Below are 19,047 nucleotides of genomic sequence, written 5' to 3'. Positions count from 1 at the left end.
AAAAACCTGAGCGGCATCATACCTTATGAGGATGAAACCGCACAGGTTCAATCACAAACTGGTACGCGATGCGCGCGTACCTTGGTTATTTTTCCAGCTGCTGTACGTTGATACGACGGCTTTCATCCAGCATGGAAGCTTTAGCACGAATACGCGCTTCCAGCTGATCGATCATGTCATCGTTATCGAGGCGATCGCGCTGTCGCACGCCATCTTCGTAGAAGCCACTTTTCTTGGCTCCGCCGGTTACGCCGAGGGTAGAAACCGTGGCTTCGCCCGGACCATTCACCACACAACCGATGATCGAAATATCCATTGGCGTGATGATGTCCTCCAGACGTTCTTCCAGCGCATTCACTGTGCCAATGACATCAAACTCCTGACGTGAACAGGTTGGGCAGGCGATAAAGTTGATGCCGCGCGAGCGGATACGCAGGGATTTGAGGATGTCATAGCCCACTTTTACTTCTTCAACTGGATCGGCTGCCAGTGATATACGCAGCGTATCACCGATGCCTTCGGCCAGCAGTAGGCCTAAGCCAATCGCCGACTTCACCGAACCGGCGCGTGCGCCACCCGCTTCGGTAATACCGAGGTGCAGCGGCTGATCGATGGCTTTCGCCAGCAGGCGGTAGGATTCAACGGCGAGGAAGACGTCCGAGGCTTTGACGCTCACTTTAAACTGATCAAAGTTGAGGCGATCGAGATGATCCACATGGCGCATAGCGGATTCGAGCAGCGCCTGCGGCGTTGGCTCACCGTACTTTTCCTGCAGATCTTTTTCCAGCGAACCGGCATTAACGCCGATGCGAATGGGGATGTTGTAATGGCGCGCACAATCCACCACCTGGCGGATACGCTCATTGTTACCAATGTTGCCCGGGTTGATACGCAGGCAATCCACGCCATACTCGGCGACTTTAAGCGCAATGCGATAGTCAAAGTGAATGTCCGCTACCAGCGGCACGTTGACCTGTTGCTTAATCAGTTTGAAGGCTTCAGCCGCATCCATGGTCGGAACGGAAACGCGAACAATATCCACCCCGACGCGCTCAAGCTGGCGAATCTGGTTGACGGTCGCGTCCACATCGGTGGTGCGGGTGTTGGTCATTGACTGAACGGCGATGGGCGCACCATCGCCAACTGGCACCTTGCCGACGTAAATCCGTGTTGATTTGCGACGGATAATGGGTGCTTCGTTATGCATATTCTCTCTCCACAATTCCCCGGAAAGCGCGCTGCGCGTTATTGCGCACCCAGCGTCAGACGGGCAACCTGGTTATTACGGATAAAACGACTTAAATCAACGGGCTGATTCTGATATTGCACGTCAACCGCACTCGGTGCGCCAATTTTCAGACGATACGGAGCCGTACCAGACAAACTCAGTTTACCGCCGCTACGTTGTAAACCGCTGAACAATTTCTTGCCGGTTGCATCGCTCACTTCCAGCCAGCAATCTGCCTTGAAGTTCATCACTACGGTATTTGGATCGCCTGCCGGCTGGCTGACTGCCGCGTTAGCGGTAGGCATTTGGCCGGCCGGAACGCTGTTAGCAGGAGCCGGAGACGTGGCCGCTGGCGGCGCATTATCAATCGGAGCCTGGCTTGGTGAAACCACGGCGTTATCGCTACCGTTGGTTTGCGCAGTATTACTCGCAGCAGGCGCGCTGCTCGCGGTGTTGCTTTCAGGCGTTGCGACGGCACCCGCACCGTTATCGACTGGCGTACCGGCTGCATTGGTATCCGCATCGGTATTGCTGTCGGTGCTGTTATCACCCAGTGGAATGGATTGGCTGTTGTCGCCGCTGCCATTTTGGTCGGCCATCGACACCAGATCCGCCTGTGACGCTTTATGGTTCTGCCACCACCACGCACCGGTTAAACCCACTACGACAAAAATCACCAACCAGGTGAAGATCATCAGCCAGCCATCGCGCTTTTTACGACGCTTACCCAATGAGAAGCTCTGCATTGGCTCGATCTTAGCGGCACGCACCGGAGCCTGTTTTGCCATCATCGGCAGCAGGTCATCTTCCGGCACATGCACCAATCGGGCATAGGAGCGAATGTAGCCGCGCAGGAAGGTAGAAGCTAAATCAGCAGGTGATTTATCCTCTTCAATATCACGCACGGTAGTAAGTTTCAGGCACAGGCGTTCAGCGACGTTTTGCTGGGTCAGCCCCATTTGCTCACGGGCCAGACGCAGGCGTTCACCTGTGGAATGTACTGCAGAATTCTCTTGAGTGGCTTCAGTATTCATTAGCTAAATAACGCTGGTACTGTATCGATTGTGGAAAACTTCGCGCCAACCGGTCGCCATAACGTGTAACGTCAGCAGCGTTTCCCTGTTGCGCGGCGAAACGTATCTGTAACCATGTGCTCTCTGCCGTTGCAGGCAAATGCTGATGGTACACTTCTAAAAGCAGCGGAACCGACGTATGTTCCGGCTGTTCAAGCCGCCTTTCCACTTCCCTTAGCAGTTGATTGCCCTGCTCCGGTGCGGCATCCAGCGCGTAACCTAACTGCTCGCGCGCTGCGGCACTCTCATCAGCTTGCAGGTAACAATAGCCCGAAAACAGAAAAGCATCCTGACGAGCGTCGATCTCCTGCGCGGTAATTGCCAGCTTAAACTGTTGATGCGCTTCGTCATACTGCCTTAAACCGCAGAGAAACGCACCGTAATTGTTAGCCACATAACCATTCAGCGGCGCTAATTGCTGCGCCCGTTGATAGTGCCAACGTGTTTGCGCGCTATTCTGCTGCGCCTGCGCCACGCGAGCCAGGGCCAGCGAGACACGATAATCATCCGGTGCTGCCTGCTGAGCACGCAATAAATTGCGCTGTGCTGCGGCATAATCCTTCACCGCCAGGTAGTGCAATCCGAGCTGCAGGCGGATATCCGCTGCACTCTGCTGTACAGGATGATTGACACAACCGGTTACAACAAAACCAGCCAGAATCGCTGCGGGTAATCCGTTACGCATTTCAGTCTCTCCCTAAAAAGTGTGCGGAGAGACTGACACGAGTTACGCCCGGTGAGTATCACCAGGCGCTGGCTTTCAGAGCGCCTTCACAGAGATGGCTTCACCCGCCATTTTCTTACGCAATGTCCGCTTGGTGCGGTCAATCACATCGCCCGCCAGCTGACCGCAGGCGGCATCGATATCATCACCACGGGTTTTACGTACGATAGTGGTGAAACCGTAATCCATCAGCACTTTAGAGAAGCGATCGATACGGCTGTTAGAGCTGCGGCCATAGGGCGCGCCTGGGAACGGGTTCCAGGGAATCAGGTTGATTTTGCACGGCGTCTCTTTCAATAACGCTGCCAGCTCATGGGCATTGTCGGTGCTGTCGTTAACGTGATCCAACATCACATACTCGATCGTCACACGGCCCTGATTGGCGTTAGACTTGCCGATGTAGCGTTTTACCGCCGCGAGGAAAGTCTCGATGTTGTACTTTTTGTTGATCGGCACGATTTCATCACGAATGGCATCATTCGGCGCGTGCAGTGAGATTGCCAGCGCTACGTCGATCATATCGCCCAGCTTATCCAGCGCCGGCACCACGCCTGACGTTGACAGCGTCACGCGACGTTTTGACAAACCGAAACCGAAGTCATCCAGCATGATATCCATCGCCGGTACCACGTTGTTCAGATTGAGCAGCGGTTCGCCCATGCCCATCATTACCACGTTGGTAATGGGGCGCTGACCGGTGATTTTCGCCGCACCGATAATTTTGGCGGCGCGCCACACCTGGCCGATAATCTCAGACACGCGCAGATTGCGGTTAAAGCCCTGCTGCGCCGTCGAACAGAATTTGCACTCTAGCGCACATCCCACCTGCGAGGAGACGCACAAAGTGGCGCGGTCAGCTTCCGGGATATACACGGTTTCCACCAGCTGATCGCCTACGCGAATCGCCCATTTAATGGTGCCATCGCTGGAACGCATCTCTTCCGCCACTTCCGGCGCACGAATTTCAGCGCGCTGCATCAGTTTGCCACGCAGCACTTTGTTGATGTCGGTCATCTGCTCGAAATCATCGCAGCAGTAGTGGTACATCCACTTCATAACCTGATCGGCACGGAATGGCTTTTCGCCCATTTCAAGAAAGAATTCGCGCATCTGCTGACGGTTAAGATCCAGCAGGTTAATTTTTTCGTTTTTTGGGGAAACAACCACGGGGGAAGCGGACGACGGCGTCACAATCTGTTCGGACATAATGTTCTCTGGCCTCGTTGTTACACGTTACGGCTCTGGTTAATAGTAGGAAAAAAACAGCGCCCTCGCTGAGTCGGACTCAACAAGGGCGCATAATTGTACTACATCTGCTGCATGATGCCAGGGGAACCGTTTCACAGATGTTGAACAGCTGTAAACGCGCGTGTCCGCTTAGGCATCAACGCGACTTAGCGAGTGCGTGGGCAGACTTCGTTTTCTGCGAAGAAGTACGCGATTTCGCGTGCTGCAGATTCAGCAGAGTCAGAACCGTGGGTTGCGTTCTCGGTGAAGCTGTCTGCGTAGTCAGCACGCAGAGTGCCTGCCAGCGCGTTGTCTGGGTTAGTTGCACCCATCAGATCGCGGTGACGCTGAACGGCGTTTTCGCCTTCCAGCACAGAAACCACAACTGGACCAGAAGTCATAAATTCAACCAGACCATCAAAGAATGGACGACCTTTGTGCTCAGCGTAGAAGCCTTCAGCCTGCTCTTTGGTCAGGTGCAGCATTTTTGCGCCAACGATTTTGAAGCCCGCGCTTTCAAAACGGTTATAAATTGCACCAATCACGTTCTTAGCGACGGCGTTTGGTTTCACGATTGAGAAAGTACGTTCGATTGCCATGTTGACCTCTAGTTAGCATCCTGAAGAATCCGGGAGTCCGCTCCCGGTAAGAAAACGCGCCGATTATAGGGATATCGTTGGGCGTTGCCTATTGGCGATTGGTGGAATTATTGAAAATAATTGATTTTTGTCGGGGCGCACAGGCAAAAAATATGCCATATCGCTCTACTTAACCGCGAGTGAATACCACCGATGACAGCTGCCCGGCTTCATCCATCACCACTAATTGATAGTTGCCCGGTTGGTCAAGCACTAACGCCGCACTATTTTTCCCGGCATCCCGCTCCAGCGGCTCTCCATTCAAAAACCACCAGCGCTCGGTACCTTGCCCGCCCTGAACGGCGACCGGCATTACCAGCACTACTTTGCCCGGCAGCGGCTGCACGCGCTGGCCGCTGATGACACCAGTGATCACCAGCGGCGGCGCATTGCCCTGATTGAGCGGCGGACAGGCGGGATCGATGGGCGGTAAACGCTGCGTTCGCCGCTCTGCAATCGGCAGCCATGGCTCAAGCGGCAATGGCCACATCACACGTTCGCGGCTTTGCGCGTCAGGACAATCGGCCGCCACCCGCAAACCGTGGCTATTCTGCCAGTAGCGCTGGCGCAAGCCATTGACGCTTTCCTGGCCCGGCGCCAGCAGCGTCGGCGGCACGGTTTGATTCAGTACCCAACTTTGACGGCGCTGACGGCAATTTTCGTCGTTTAAGGGCAACGGCTGTCCGCCGGGCCAGCAAATGCTCATTGCGCTGACAGAAGCTGGACGAGGATCGCGTGGCACGCTCACCGCCCCGTGTCCGGCCAGCAGATGATTGACCTGATTCATCACTGGCACTGCCGAAGCAAATCCAAACTGTCCGGCGACCGGCGTGGCATCCGGCCGTCCCACCCACACGCCAATCAAATAGCGCTGCGTGATACCTATGGTCCACGCATCGCGATAGCCGTAACTGGTGCCGGTTTTCCACGCCAGCGGTGCAACATCGGCGACTGCGCCACTGGCCGGCGGTTGCGCTGCACCCGCCAGAATTCGCCGTACAATCCATGCGGCACCCGGCGACAACAGCCGCCTTTCTTGCAACGGCTGTGTCGTCAGCCAGCGAAGCTGCGCCGCGTTACCGTGTCGGGCAAAAGCGCTGTAGGCCGCCACAATGTCATCCATCCGCGCACCGGTACCGCCAAGGATCAGCGACAGATTAGGTTCTGCTCCGGCCGGGAAGCGTAGGTTTAGCCCCACATTACGCAGTCGTGCAGCGACCGTTTTCGGCCCCAGGGCATCCAAAAGCTGCACCGCTGGCAGATTCAGCGATCGCTCCAGCGCTTCACTGGCGCTTACTGGCCCATGGAAGCCCGAATCAAAGTTGCCAGGACGATAGTCGCCAAAGCGGCGCGGTACATCCTGCAACAGTGATTCGCCATGAATCAGCCCCTCATCCAGTGCCATGCCATAAACAAAGGGTTTTAGCACCGAGCCCGGCGATCGCACGCTGGCTATCATGTCCACATGACCAAAGCGGCTGTCGTCAGTGAAATCCGCCGATCCCACATAGCCCCGCACCTTCATGCTCTGGTGATCCACCACCAGCAGCGCCAGCGAGGTGCGCGGCGGCAGGTTGCTTTTTAGCGACGCCGCCAGATTCTCCAGCTCGCGCTGGAGCGACAGATCAATTGTGGAGGTAATTTTGTTGTCGGGTGATAGCGACAATAAGCGCCGGGCCAGCAGTGGCGCACGTTGTGGCATCTGGCGCGGCGGTAGCCAAACGGCTTCTTGTTTGATTTCGGCGACATCTTGCATCGACCAGACGTGATACTCAGCCAACCGATCCAGCACTTTATTGCGTGCCGCTGCGGCGCGCTGCGGCCAGCGGTCCGGACGTAAGCGGCTCGGCGCCTGTGGCAGCACCGCAAGCAGCGCGGCTTCACCTTTGGTGAGCTGTGACGGCGGCTTTCCCAGCCAAATCCAGCTCGCCGCGCCAACGCCTTCCACCGTGCCGCCAAAAGGCGCGCGATTAAGATAGAGCGTGAGAATATCGCGTTTGGAGAGATGATATTCCAGCTGCAGCGCACGCCACGCCTGCACCACTTTACCGCGCACGGTGCGCGGCTGTGGATCGATAAGTCGTGCTACCTGCATGGTGATGGTGCTGCCACCGGAAACCACCCCGCGGTGCAACACGTTTTGCCCAACGGCGCGAACAATCGCCAGTGGGTTAATGCCGGGATGGCGCCAGAACCAGCGATCTTCGTAGGTGAGCAGCGCCTCGATATAGGCGGGTGACACCTCATCAAGAGTGACCGGGTAGCGCCATATGCCTTGCGGGTCTGCAAAGCGCCACAGCGGCGTGCCATCTTCTGCCACCACCACGCGCGCCGGTTGTACTTCACGCAGCGGCAATGGCATGAGGCGATCCAGCAGCCACAGCGCAGCCACCAGCAGCAGTAAACAAAGCGGCAGCCAGCGCCACCGCTTTGAGCGGTTCCTCCTACCCATCAACACTTATCGCACATTGATTTTTTCAGGCGTCGTACCAATCGCGCGCCACTCAGGCACATACATCGATTCCACCTGCGGCGGCGGCAGGCGATAGCTGCCCGGCGTGACCGCACGCGCCAGATACAGCAGCGTGCCCGGCGTGTAGCCGTCGAGCGCCAGCGCGGCGACAAAGCGATCGTCACGGAACTCAATATGTTTAATATTGGCCTGCTGCATATCCATCATGCTCTCTTTCAGCGCATCGGCGCTGTCGCCCAAGCTGGCGCTGCTGTCGCTCAGGTTCTGGTTTTCCAGCTCGAGTCCGGCAGGCAGCAGATCCACCACCAGCGCATCGCTGACCCGCTCGCTGGCCGCAATCTTCAATCGTACCACCAGCAGTTCGCCACTTTTCAGGTTGGTGAGGTCGGCGGGCTTACCGTCCAGTGAAAAGTATTCCCGGCTGATCTTCAGCACATTACTCATTGGCGCCGGTGCGTTGCGCGGATAGCCCACCACATTCAGCGTGCCATAAAGTGGCGACGCGTTGTCGCTTTTTACCGACACGCCTTGTCGCAGCTGATCTTCAGTCATGCCGATATTCAGTGGCTGATTGCTACTCAGCGGCTGCGCGTTGCCTTGCAGTGTCGCCTGCCAGTTTTCACCTTTGTACTGCTGCAAGGTGCGAGCGGCAAGGAACAACGCATTGTTTTCCTGGGTGGAGAACCAACGTTGCCCATGAACAGCTTTCGCCAGCTCGATCAGCAGCGGACCTTGCATCTCCGGCAGCAGTTGGTTTTCGGCGAGTAGCGACAGAATCAGCGCGCGATCGCGCACCGGGCTGCCGTAATCACCAAGCCAGCTGTTCGGCTTACGTTCAAGACCAATACCTTGCGCCAGCGCCAGCTGTGCGCGTTGCTGATCGCCCATCATTTTCAACGCCACGCCAAGCTGCACCATTGCCAGCCCGGATTTGGCCTGCTCACGCTTTTCATACAGTGCGCGCAATGCGCCAAGTGGAGCCTGTTGCTGGCGGGCCAGCACCAATCCAGCATAGGCCTGCACGCTGAAACGTAAACCATCGGCATCGCTGCTCCAGCTGGTTTCGATCTGCGCCGGGTCCTGCAGGTAGCGCAGCAAGCGTTCATCGGCGCGGCTGATCACGCCATCCGGAACGCTGTAGCCCGCTTCGCTGGCGCGCAACAAGAAATCGGTGACGTAAGCGGTCAGCCAAAACTCTTCCTGACTCTCTTTGCTCCACAGGCCAAAGCTCCCGTTGCCACGCTGCATGCCAGCCAGACGCGCGATGCCGGTATCAATTGACGCGCGGCGCGCCTCATCGCTACTGGTTTTAATGCCCATCGCTGTCAGCTGCGCATGGTTGGTGAACACCGAGGGCCAAATGCCGCTGGCGGTCTGCTCCAGACAGCCGTAAGGATAGGCATACAGCGAGCTGATGAAGCTGGCGATATTCAGCGGTGGACGGTTGCTGAGTGACAGTTGTCCGCTCAGGGTATCCTGCTGTAGTCCATTAAAAGCACTCGCCATCACCTGCCAGTTCTGGCCGGTTTGCATCACGTTATCGAAGCTCAGCGTTTGCGCCGGATAAGCCGGGCGTACGCCAATTTTCCAACTGCGCTCACTCGCTGCCAGGGTTTCGCCCGGCAAACTCATGCCGGATACGTTGACCTGCACATTGCCTTCGCCAAAGCCGCCCTGCGCTTTCACCGGGATCTGCAGCGTGGTGCGTGCGCCTTTCGCTAGCTGCACGCTGGCGGGGATCTGGCCGTTAAGAGCAACCAGGCCGCTGGCGCTGACGTTAATTTTTAGCGTTTGCGCTTGATCGGTGAGATTGGTGAGATCCAGTGCCAGCGTGGATTGATCGCCGCTGGCAAGGAAGCGCGGCGTCGCCAGTTCGCTGATCAACGGTGCGGCAACCACCAGCTTGCGATCGGCAGCGCCAAAGCTATCGTCGCTCCAGGCCTGTGCCATTAAACGCAGCTCACCATTAAAAGCCGGGATCGGCAGTTCCAGCGTGCCTTCACCGTTGGCATCCAGCGTCACCGGCTGCAGCTGTTGTGCGATGATCTGCACGTCGGTAATCGGCTTTTTACCGCCGCGCGAAAGCGCGTCCGCCTCGTCGCCGTCACCGCCAAAGCGCAGCGCGGCCAGCTTGCCGCCGCCTTCAATTAGCTGACCAAATACATCGTATTGATCGGCGTTATAGCGCTTACGACCAAAGAAGGCGTCCCATGGGTTGGGGGTTTTGTAATCGGTGATGTTAAGCACGCCGCTGTCTACAGCAGACAGCAATACCTGAACCTGCTTCGGCAATGCGCCACCTTCACGGCTGGCTTTTACCTTCACTTTTAAGGTCTGCTCAGGGCGGATTTTATCCGGCGCGTCCAACGCTAAGCTGAGGCGGCGCGCTTCAGTGGCCATCGGCAGATGCAACAAGCCGACCGCACGTTTCGGCGTAACGCCGCTGGCTTTGTCGCCGTCACGTACTACGATGGCGCTGAGATAGAGATCGTGTCGCTGCCAGCTGTCGCTAATCGGCACATCAATGGTTGCGCCGCCCGCCGGAACATCTAACGGTTGCCACCACAGCGTGCCGCTGCTGGATTCCACCATCAGATAGCCTTTACCGGCGGCGGGTGATTCAAACTGCACATGCGCGGTGTCGCCCGCTTGATAGGCGGTTTTATCAATCTTCAGTTTGACCTGATCCGGACGCAGCGCGCCGGTGCCGTTGGTGTTGTCCTGCCAGCCATATCCGGCCTGGAACCGTACGCTGCTGATGATGTTGTCACCGGCATGTACTTCCAGACGATAGCTGCCCCACTCCACCGGGAAACTCACTTTCTGACTGCCGCCAGCGGGAAGAGTGATGCGCTGCTGCTCTTCCTGCAGATCTTTTTGATCGTAGCGCGATTGCCAACCTTCGCTGTCGGAGAAGCTCCAGTAATAGTCGCGGCGTTCGTGGATCAAGCGTACATCCAGATCCTGCGCCGCCAGTTTTTCACCCTGCGCATTTGCGTATACCACATCAAACTCGGCGAGGCTGTTTTCCGCCACCGTGGGCTCATCGTGATAGCGATCGGTACGATAGTCATATACCGATTCACTGTTAAACAGCGGACGAATCCCCGGCAGCGCAGGCGCGGGCCAGATTGCCTGGGTAGCGCGACGCGTCACCGGACGGCCGCCGGTTTCCAGCAGGCTGGCTTGCAGAATCAGGTTGAGCGGCGAATGGCTCTCCTTCCAGCTGCTCTCAACCTTAAGCTGCAGCTTTCCGCTCTCATCCAACTTCTCGTCTACGTCATCCAGCGTACGTTTCACATCTTCGGTGATGTCACCAAACTGATAACCCGGCAGCGCCGCAACCGCGTCACGCGCTGGGCGCAGGAACAGTTGCCCTTGTAATTCATTGCCAGCAGCAGGCGCGCCGTATAGATAGCGCCCGTCCACATCAAAGGTAACGTCTGCAGCCGGATTGAGCGGCTGCGCGTTGTTACTCAGCGCCAGCGCCATGCGCTCGGGTAGGAAATCTTCGACGTGGAACGGCCAGCTACGCGGCTGGTTGTCACCGCTGTTAATGCGCAGTGTCCATTCACCGGTCATGGCTGAGGGAGGTAACGCGAAGCGATGTTGATAAACGCCGTTGTCCGCTTGCCAGACGAAGGTTTGCGATACTTCACCATTCGGCTGCACCACTTCGGCTTTCACCGGCTGCGGCGGCAAAGGTTTACCATCAGCATCACGCAGTAGCGCATTGACGATCACCGTTTCACCGGGACGATAGAGATCGCGCGGGCCAAAGATGAAGAACTGTTTGTCATAGCCTTGCGGGCCATCAATCGGGAACTCCGCCAGATCCAGCGCGGGTCGAGCGAGATCGATCAGCGAAGTTTGGCCTTTTTGTGTTGCCAGTAGCAACTTGCCTTTGGCATGCGCGGGTAAACGCAAATGGCCGTTACGGTCGCTGGTACCGCTCGCCAGCTGCTTGCCCTTTTCATCCAGCAACTGCACGCTGACGTCATCAAGCGGTGCGCCATTAACCAGACTTTGGGCAAACAGCTCCAACTGATCAGGGAATTGGTGCAGCGACAGACCGATGTCGCTCAGGGTAAACAGTGTCGCCGGTTGCGTGTAGCTGTAAGTTCCAGCCTGTTTCATCACCGCCAGATACACGCCCGGCTGTTTTAGCGCCTCGACACCGCCCAGCGGCAGCTGCATTTTTTCGCGCGTGTTACGCGCCGGATTAAGATCGAAACGCCCGCTATAGACCAGATCGGCGTTTTTGAGCAGATCGCGTGATTCCCAGTACGAGATGTTATTGCCGTAATTCCACTGAGCGAGGAAATCCGCCAGCGTGGCCTTCTTCACGCGGAAGAAATCCACGTCGACGTTGTTCACATTCAGTGCCAGCACCGGTAATCCCTGTGTCAGGCGCAGCGGCAGCAGCGAACCGCGGCTGGCAAAACCCACCATCGGCTGGATATCACGCGTGGTCAGGGTCTGGCTAAAGGGCGCAGATAACGTGCTGCCATCGATCGCTTTGAGGCCAGCATCGACATTGACGGTCAATTTGCGAGAGGGTTCAGGATGGCGAAAACGTAGCGCTTTACCGTTTTGCGCCAGCTCCCAGCCGCCATCAACTTTGCCACTTTTGTCATCGATAATTTGCACGCGTGCCGCGAAATCCTGCTGGCTATCGAGCGGCGCGTTAAAGGTCAACACCAGCGCTGCGGCACCGTCGAGTTGCAGTTCGGAGAGATCGATAACGGAGAGTGATTTCTGCGTTGCTGTTGCGGCTGCAGTTTCCGCCGCGTAGAGCGTCGATGCTGTGCCGCCCACTAGTACACCACCGATCAGCATGCTGAGCAGCAACCGGTTAGAAGGTTTTGCCATGGTAAATCCCTCACCACTCTCAAGTTAAGAAAACGTAATGTTGCGCAATTTCACATCAACCCGCCAACTTTAGCAATCATGCCCTTGAGATAGCGTTCACATTCCCGGAGACTGGTCTTTTCCCGTTTGCTGAGAAGAGGTTGCTATGACAGCCATATTTGTGTCCGCCGATTGGTTGAAAGAACATTACAACGAGGAAACGTTGCAGGTTATTGACGCCCGCATGTTGCCACCCGGCCAGGAAGCCGTAAGGGATCTGAAGGCTGAATATCTTGCCGGCCATTTACCGAATGCACCGTTCTTCGATATCGAAGCGCTTTCAGATCATACCAGCCCCTATCCGCATATGATGCCGCGCGCCGAAGCCTTTGCGGTAGCAATGCGCGAGCTGGGCATCAGCCGGGATAAACATCTGGTGGTGTATGACGAAGGCAACCTGTTCTCCGCGCCGCGCGCGTGGTGGATGCTGCGCGCCTTCGGTTGTGAAAACGTGTCAATTCTCGCCGCGGGATTACAGGGCTGGAAGGCCGCCGGTTTCGAATTAGCCAGCGGGCCGGTTACTCTGCCAGAAGCGGAATTTGAGGCGACCTATGACAGTACGCAGGTAAAACGTCTGACCGACGTGCTGCTGATTAGCCATGAAGGCGGCGCACAGATTGTGGATGCGCGCGCGGCTAACCGTTTTAACGCCGAAGTAGATGAGCCGCGTCCAGGGCTGCTGCGCGGTCATATACCTCATAGCCTCAACGTGCCGTGGAACAGTTTGGTGGCGAACGGTGAACTGAAACCGGCGGCAGAACTGCGCGATTTGTTTGAAAAAGCAGGCGTGAAGCTGGATCAGCCGGTGATTGCCAGCTGTGGTTCCGGTGTGACGGCGGTGGTGGTGATTTTGGCGCTGACCTCACTTGGCGTACGCGATGTGACGCTGTACGACGGTTCGTGGGGGGAATGGGGCAGCCGCGACGATTTACCGATTGAGAAGTGATGATCAGGTCGCCATGAATGGCGCCCCTACATCTAAGGTGCGCATTCATGCGCACCAGGCAATACATCAAATAATCCGCTGGCTGCCTTTGAAATCGCGCAGGAAACTGCCCCAGCGACGCTCGTAAAAAGGCGTAATGTGGGCAGTAAAGAAATGGCTGACGCCGCGATCTTCACTCACCACTTCACAGATATCAATCGGTGCATCGTCGGCGAGCGTATCGGTTGCCACCCCGCCCGCTGCCTGAATAATCTCATCAATATCGCTATCCGCTTCGATGCCAATCAATAGATTCGGCTCTTCCGCTGCGCTTTCACGAATGCTGGCAACGTAAGCACGGCGCACCTGCTTATACTTGGCAAACAGCTGCGTCAGCGAATCAATCATCTGCGCCGGTGGCTCTGCCACTTCGGAGAGCAGCAGCGCTTGTCCGCCTTCCAGCACGGTTTGCTGACTCAGCGCACTGCCCTCTTCACTCAGCAAATGGGCAATTTCGCCCGGCGAAAACTCTTTGCCGGCAGGCAGTTTCGCATTGAGAAACAGCGTGTCGCCCTGTGTAATCTCAAACAGCGTACGCACCGGCATGCGCAGATACGGCTGTTCACCTTTGATCGCCTCGCCCATCGCTTCTTCGGAAGTGAAGAACGGGATTACGCTGCCGCCGCCCTCTTTTTCCCAGTGCTGTAACTCAACCGGTGAGGTGGCATCAAACTGTTCGGCAGGACTTTCGCCAGGTACCCAAACATCGGCTTCCAGCAGCAGTTGGAAAAATTCCGGACGGTGCGCAGGCTCAGTGGCGGCCAACTTCAGCACCTCTTCAAGACGGTTACTCATGTAGTCATTTCCAAAAAAAGCAGGCCTGCGCCTGCCGTGATGGGGATTATTTCAGCAATAGATTGGCGACGGTACGCACACCTAAACCGGTTGCACCGGCGGACCACTGATCCACCGCACCTTTGCGATAGGTGGCAGAGCAGTCAATATGCAGCCAGCCCTGCTGGTATTTGCTGACGAAATGCGACAGGAACGCGGCCGCGCTGCTGGCACCCGCCGCGTGTGACGGGCTGGCGATGTTATTCAAGTCGGCAAAGTTCGAAGGCAAATGGCTCCGATGGAATTCCGCCAGCGGCAGACGCCAGAAGGCTTCGTTCTCACCGGTTGCGCTGCCGAGCAGCGATTCGGCCAGCACATCGTCAAAGGTAAATAGCGCGTGGTAATCGTTGCCCAAGGCCGTTTTTGCTGCGCCCGTCAGCGTGGCGGCATCAATCAGCAGCTCTGGATTTTGCTCGCTGGCATCGATCAGGCCATCGGCCAGCACCAGACGGCCTTCCGCATCGGTGTTCATTACTTCAACGGTTTTACCGTTGCGATAGCGGATGATGTCACCCAGACGGAACGCGTTGCCGCTCACCATGTTGTCTGCGCAGCACAGGAACAGTTTCACGCGCTTGTTCAGACCACGCGAAATCGCTAACGCCAGTGCGCCGGTCAGCGTTGCCGCGCCGCCCATGTCGGACTTCATTGAATCCATAAAAGCGCTCTGCTTCAGGCTGTAACCGCCGGTATCAAAAGTAATACCTTTACCCACCAGACACGCATAAACCGGTGCAGCTTCATCGCCGGTTGGGTTGAAATCAAGCGCCAGCAGTACCGGTACGCGCGAGGAACCACGCCCAACGGTGTGGATGCCGGCATATCCCTGCTCGCGCAGATCGTCACCTTTGGTAATGCGGTAGCTCACCGCTTTGCCGCCGACTTCGCTAATCAAATCAACCGCGTTATGCGCCAGCTGCTCGGGGCTGAGATCTTCCGCCGGCAGGTTGATGGTGTCGCGAACCCAATCAACGATCTTCAAACGACGCTCAAATTCAGCTTGATCGGCTTCATTGAATTCCGGCCACTCGACCTGGCGCTTGCCTTTCGGGCTACGATAGCCTTGCCAGAATGCCCAGCATTTTTCCAAATCCCAGCCTTCGCCGTGCAGCGCAACGTGGCGAATGCCCTGACCGTCCAGCTTGCGCCCGGCGCGCTGGATGCTCATCAGCGCGTCGGCGCCAGTCAGGTGAACGGTCATGCCACTTTCGTTGCTGCTCAGCAATGCTTTGTCACCCCAGCGCGCGTCGGCGGCCTGGGAGCTGAGCGTAATTATCATCGGTTGTGTTGTCATCGCGTGGCTCCGTTTGCGTTAGGTGTCACCTTGCGCCAGAACCGGCGCAAGGGGTGCATGAATTAGCGGGAGGTTGCCGCAGGCGATACTGCCCGCAGGCGCGTTACCGCTTTATTAACCAGCTCGATAGCGTACTCAATTTCTTCTGCGCTTGTGAAACGTCCGAGCGAAAAACGCAGCGAGCTGTGTGCCAGCTCCTGCTCAACGCCCATTGCGCGCAGTACATATGAGGGTTCGAGACTGGCCGAGGTACAGGCGGAACCGGATGAGAGCGCCAGATCTTTCAGCGCCATAATCAGCGATTCGCCATCAACGTGGGCAAAACTGATATTGAGGATGTTTGGTGCGCCCTGTTCGAGCGAACCGTTGAGGTTCACATTACCCAGTTTACTGATGCCGCTCCACAGACGCTGGCGCAGCTCAGCCAGACGCGCCATTTCGCTGCTCATCTCTTCACGCGCAATGCGATAGGCTTCGCCCATGCCAACAATCTGGTGCACCGGCAAAGTGCCTGATCGCATACCACGCTCGTGTCCACCACCGTGCATCTGCGCATCGATTTGCAGACGCGGTTTACGTCGCACCCACAACGCACCGATGCCTTTGGGGCCATAGAGCTTGTGCGCCGAGAACGACATCAAATCCACCGGCAGTTCACTGACGTTAATCGGTAACTTGCCGACGCTTTGGGTGGCATCAACGTGGAACAGCACATCTCGCGCATGGCACAGCGCGCCGAGGGCAGCGATATCCTGAATCACACCGGTTTCATTATTAACGTGCATCAGCGACACCAGCACCGTATCGTCGCGCAGTGCAGATTCAAGCATCTGCGGCGTGACAATGCCGTCGCTGCCCGGCTGTAAGAAAGTGACATCAAAGCCTTCATGCGCCAGCTGCAAACAACTGTCGAGCACCGCTTTGTGTTCGGTTTGGCTGGTAATGATGTGTTTGCCGCGCGCCTGATGGAATTGTGCTGCTCCCTTAATTGCCAGGTTATCAGCTTCTGTTGCGCCAGAGGTAAAAACGATTTCACGCGGATCGGCATTGACCAGCTCAGCAATTTGATTGCGAGCAACATCAACGGCCTCTTCAGCCTGCCAGCCAAAACGGTGAGAACGGGAAGCGGGGTTACCGAAGGTGCCATCCATGGTGAGGAACTGCATCATTTTGGTGGCAACACGTGGATCGGCAGGCGTGGTGGCTGCGTAATCCAGGTAAATCGGTAATTTCATTGCGCTAAAACTCCGTATAAAAAATCATACGTCTTTATAGCATGCTTCGGCCTAACCTACCTTAGCAGGAAAGGCCGAAGTGAGATCAATTACGCGCGGAGATTAACGTTGATGGTTTCTTGCACACGATGCTGCTGGAAGCGGCGATTATCGATCGCGTTCTGGCGATCGGCAACATCGAGGATTTCCTGATTATTCACCAGTTCCGCCAGCGTGATGTTGTTAAGGAAGTCGCTGATGCGCTCACTCAGATCGCGCCACAGAACGTGCGTCAGGCAACGCTCGCCGCCCTGGCAGCCTTCTTTACCCTGGCATTTGGTGGCGTCGACAGATTCATCAACGGCGGTGATTACCGCACCCACGGCAATGGCGCCAGAGTCTTTACCTAACAGATAACCGCCGCCCGGACCACGAACGCTGGCCACTAAGCCATGCTTACGTAAGCGTGAGAATAACTGCTCCAGATAGGATAGCGAAATGCCCTGACGCTCAGAAATGTCAGCTAGCGGCACAGGGCCTTCGTGTGAGTGCAGTGCAACGTCCAGCATAGCGGTTACGGCATAACGTCCTTTGGATGTCAGTCTCATAGCATACAACCTCGTAAGCGTCCGTCCGGTTATCGGCGGGTTATCTGATGAATTGACGCCAGTCTGACATTCCCGAGTAAAACGGTCAACTATTTAACCAAGTAATTTACTCAACTATTTAACCAACTGTTTCACTCAACTATTATCCCCATTACCTTTGCGCTTTTCGAATGAGGCCATCATGCCGCGCAGGATATTCAGCTCATCGCGTTCCGGACGTGCGCGCGTGTATAAACGACGCAGCTTGCTCATCACCTGGCTTGGCGTGCCTTCACGAATAAAACCGCTGTTCAACATCATCTTCTCAATGTGCTGATAGAAGCGCTCCAGATCGTCGACCAATGGATACGGGGATTCTTCAGGCTCGGCAACCGGCGCCGCTTTATCTTGCGCGTCCAGCCACGCCATCCGCACTTCGTAAGCGATGATCTGTACTGCCATCGCCAGATTTAGCGAGCTGTATTCCGGATTGGCCTGAATCGCCACATGGTAATGACACTTCTGCAACTCTTCGTTGGTCAACCCCACACGCTCACGGCCAAATACCAGCGCAACCGGTGCCTGCTGGCCCTCTTCCACGCTTTTAATGCCGCACTCACGCGAGTCAAGCATGGGCCACGGCAGGGAACGCGAACGGGCGCTGGTGCCGACGACTAAACTACAACCGGCAATGGCTTCATCCATGGTATCGACAATGCGCGCATTGCCAATGACATCGCTGGCGCCGGCGGCGAGGGAAATGGCCTGAGAATCAGGTTTTACCAACGGGTTGACCAGATAAAGGTTGGTTAAACCCATGGTTTTCATGGCGCGTGCGACAGAGCCCATGTTGCCGGTGTGAGACGTTTCTACCAGTACGATTCGGATATTTTGCAGCATAATTAGAGGCGATCAGGGAAATGATGGCGCGCATCCTAACATAAAAGGAGGACATTTGCTGAACACACTGATATACTCCGCGCCGTTTTCCCCGTTCTTTAACATCCAGCGAGAGATACCGATGCATCCGATGCTCAACATCGCCGTGCGCGCAGCGCGCAAGGCCGGAAATTTAATTGCCAAGAATTACGAAACCCCGGACGCTGTCGAAGCCAGCCAAAAAGGCAGCAACGACTTCGTTACCAATGTTGACCGCGACGCAGAACGTCTGATTATCGAAGTAATTCGTAAATCGTACCCGAAACACACCATCATCACCGAAGAAAGCGGTGAACTGGCGGGCGAAGATCAAGACATTCAATGGGTAATCGATCCGCTGGATGGCACCACCAACTTCATTAAACGTTTACCCCACTTCTCAGTATCTATCGCTGTGCGCATCAAAGGCCGCACCGAAGTGGCTGTGGTTTACGATCCCATGCGCAACGAACTGTTCACCGCTGTACGCGGTCAGGGCGCACAGCTGAACGGTTATCGTCTGCGCGGCAGCACCGCTCGCGATCTGGACGGCACCATTTTGGCTACCGGCTTCCCGTTCAAGCTGAAGCAGCATGCCACTCCTTACATTAATATCGTAGGCAAACTGTTCACCCAGTGTGCAGATTTTCGTCGCACCGGTTCGGCTGCGTTGGATCTGGCTTACACGGCGGCTGGACGCGTGGATGGTTTCTTTGAAATTGGCCTGAAGCCGTGGGATTTTGCGGCGGGCGAACTGCTGGTACGCGAAGCGGGCGGCCTGGTGACTGACTTTACCGGCAACCACGGTTACCTGATGTCAGGTAACATTGTCGCCGGTAACCCACGCGTGGTTAAAGCGATGCTGGCCAACATGCGTGAAGAATTAAGTGAAGCGCTGAAGCGCTAAGTAAGAGAAGGCGGCTGAATCAGCCGCCTTTTTT

General features: G+C 56.4%; 14 protein-coding genes. 2 read left to right on the top strand and 12 right to left on the bottom strand.

What is annotated here, in order from left to right; genetic code table 11:
- Positions 1 to 85 precede the first annotated feature (85 nt).
- The 7 genes from ispG to CRO19_RS14370 form a co-directional block, all read right to left on the bottom strand.
- A complete protein-coding gene (gene ispG / locus CRO19_RS14400) occupies positions 86 to 1,207 on the bottom strand; it encodes a flavodoxin-dependent (E)-4-hydroxy-3-methylbut-2-enyl-diphosphate synthase (RefSeq protein ID WP_097096428.1) in 1,122 nt (373 codons plus the stop codon).
- A 38-nt stretch (positions 1,208 to 1,245) separates the two neighbouring features.
- Positions 1,246 to 2,262, bottom strand: a complete 1,017-nt coding sequence (gene rodZ, locus CRO19_RS14395) for a cytoskeleton protein RodZ (RefSeq protein ID WP_097096427.1) — start codon at positions 2,260 to 2,262, stop codon at positions 1,246 to 1,248.
- Positions 2,252 to 2,986 (bottom strand): type IV pilus biogenesis/stability protein PilW, encoded by a 735-nt coding sequence (gene pilW, locus CRO19_RS14390; RefSeq protein WP_097096426.1) that lies wholly within the window; start codon positions 2,984 to 2,986, stop codon positions 2,252 to 2,254. Before pilW ends, rodZ begins: the two co-directional genes overlap by 11 nt.
- Before the next feature lie 75 nt (positions 2,987 to 3,061).
- The gene (gene rlmN, locus CRO19_RS14385) at positions 3,062 to 4,231 is read right to left on the bottom strand and encodes a dual-specificity RNA methyltransferase RlmN (RefSeq protein ID WP_097096425.1); all 1,170 of its coding nucleotides are present in this window, start codon (positions 4,229 to 4,231) and stop codon (positions 3,062 to 3,064) included.
- A gap of 188 nt (positions 4,232 to 4,419) precedes the next feature.
- Complete coding sequence (gene ndk / locus CRO19_RS14380) at positions 4,420 to 4,851, bottom strand: nucleoside-diphosphate kinase (RefSeq protein WP_007884899.1); 432 nt, start codon at positions 4,849 to 4,851, stop codon at positions 4,420 to 4,422.
- A gap of 169 nt (positions 4,852 to 5,020) precedes the next feature.
- Positions 5,021 to 7,342, bottom strand: a complete 2,322-nt coding sequence (gene pbpC / locus CRO19_RS14375) for a peptidoglycan glycosyltransferase PbpC (protein ID WP_097097665.1) — start codon at positions 7,340 to 7,342, stop codon at positions 5,021 to 5,023.
- A 6-nt stretch (positions 7,343 to 7,348) separates the two neighbouring features.
- Complete coding sequence (locus tag CRO19_RS14370; protein WP_097096424.1) at positions 7,349 to 12,235, bottom strand: alpha-2-macroglobulin family protein; 4,887 nt, start codon at positions 12,233 to 12,235, stop codon at positions 7,349 to 7,351.
- A 145-nt stretch (positions 12,236 to 12,380) separates the two neighbouring features.
- On the opposite strand from CRO19_RS14370, the gene sseA reads away from it, so the two are divergent.
- On the top strand, positions 12,381 to 13,220 hold the full coding sequence (gene sseA / locus CRO19_RS14365) for a 3-mercaptopyruvate sulfurtransferase (protein ID WP_097096423.1): 840 nt from the start codon (positions 12,381 to 12,383) through the stop codon (positions 13,218 to 13,220).
- A 66-nt stretch (positions 13,221 to 13,286) separates the two neighbouring features.
- Here the strand turns inward: sseA and sseB are convergent, their stop codons facing one another.
- From sseB to trmJ, 5 genes are all read right to left on the bottom strand, one after another.
- Entirely contained in the window at positions 13,287 to 14,054 is a 768-nt protein-coding gene (gene sseB, locus CRO19_RS14360) for an enhanced serine sensitivity protein SseB (protein ID WP_097096422.1), read from the bottom strand.
- 46 nt (positions 14,055 to 14,100) lie between these two features.
- Positions 14,101 to 15,387: an aminopeptidase PepB gene (pepB, locus tag CRO19_RS14355; RefSeq protein WP_097096421.1), complete on the bottom strand. Its 1,287-nt coding sequence runs from the start codon at positions 15,385 to 15,387 to the stop codon at positions 14,101 to 14,103.
- Between the two features lie 62 nt (positions 15,388 to 15,449).
- Positions 15,450 to 16,622 carry an IscS subfamily cysteine desulfurase gene (locus CRO19_RS14350; protein WP_097096420.1) on the bottom strand — a complete coding sequence of 391 codons (1,173 nt, stop codon included), beginning with the start codon at positions 16,620 to 16,622 and terminating at the stop codon, positions 15,450 to 15,452.
- Positions 16,623 to 16,711: 89 nt separating this feature from the next.
- A complete protein-coding gene (gene iscR, locus CRO19_RS14345) occupies positions 16,712 to 17,209 on the bottom strand; it encodes a Fe-S cluster assembly transcriptional regulator IscR (RefSeq protein WP_097096419.1) in 498 nt (165 codons plus the stop codon).
- A 135-nt stretch (positions 17,210 to 17,344) separates the two neighbouring features.
- A complete protein-coding gene (gene trmJ / locus CRO19_RS14340; RefSeq protein ID WP_097096418.1) occupies positions 17,345 to 18,088 on the bottom strand; it encodes a tRNA (cytosine(32)/uridine(32)-2'-O)-methyltransferase TrmJ in 744 nt (247 codons plus the stop codon).
- 121 nt (positions 18,089 to 18,209) lie between these two features.
- Between trmJ and suhB the strand changes: the two genes are divergently transcribed.
- Positions 18,210 to 19,013 carry an inositol-1-monophosphatase gene (gene suhB / locus CRO19_RS14335; protein WP_097097664.1) on the top strand — a complete coding sequence of 268 codons (804 nt, stop codon included), beginning with the start codon at positions 18,210 to 18,212 and terminating at the stop codon, positions 19,011 to 19,013.
- Positions 19,014 to 19,047 lie beyond the last annotated feature (34 nt).

Origin of the sequence: Candidatus Pantoea floridensis (assembly GCF_900215435.1) — a bacterium.
Classification (GTDB): Bacteria; Pseudomonadota; Gammaproteobacteria; order Enterobacterales; family Enterobacteriaceae; genus Pantoea; species Pantoea floridensis.
This window is presented reverse-complemented; position numbering and strand designations above follow the sequence as displayed.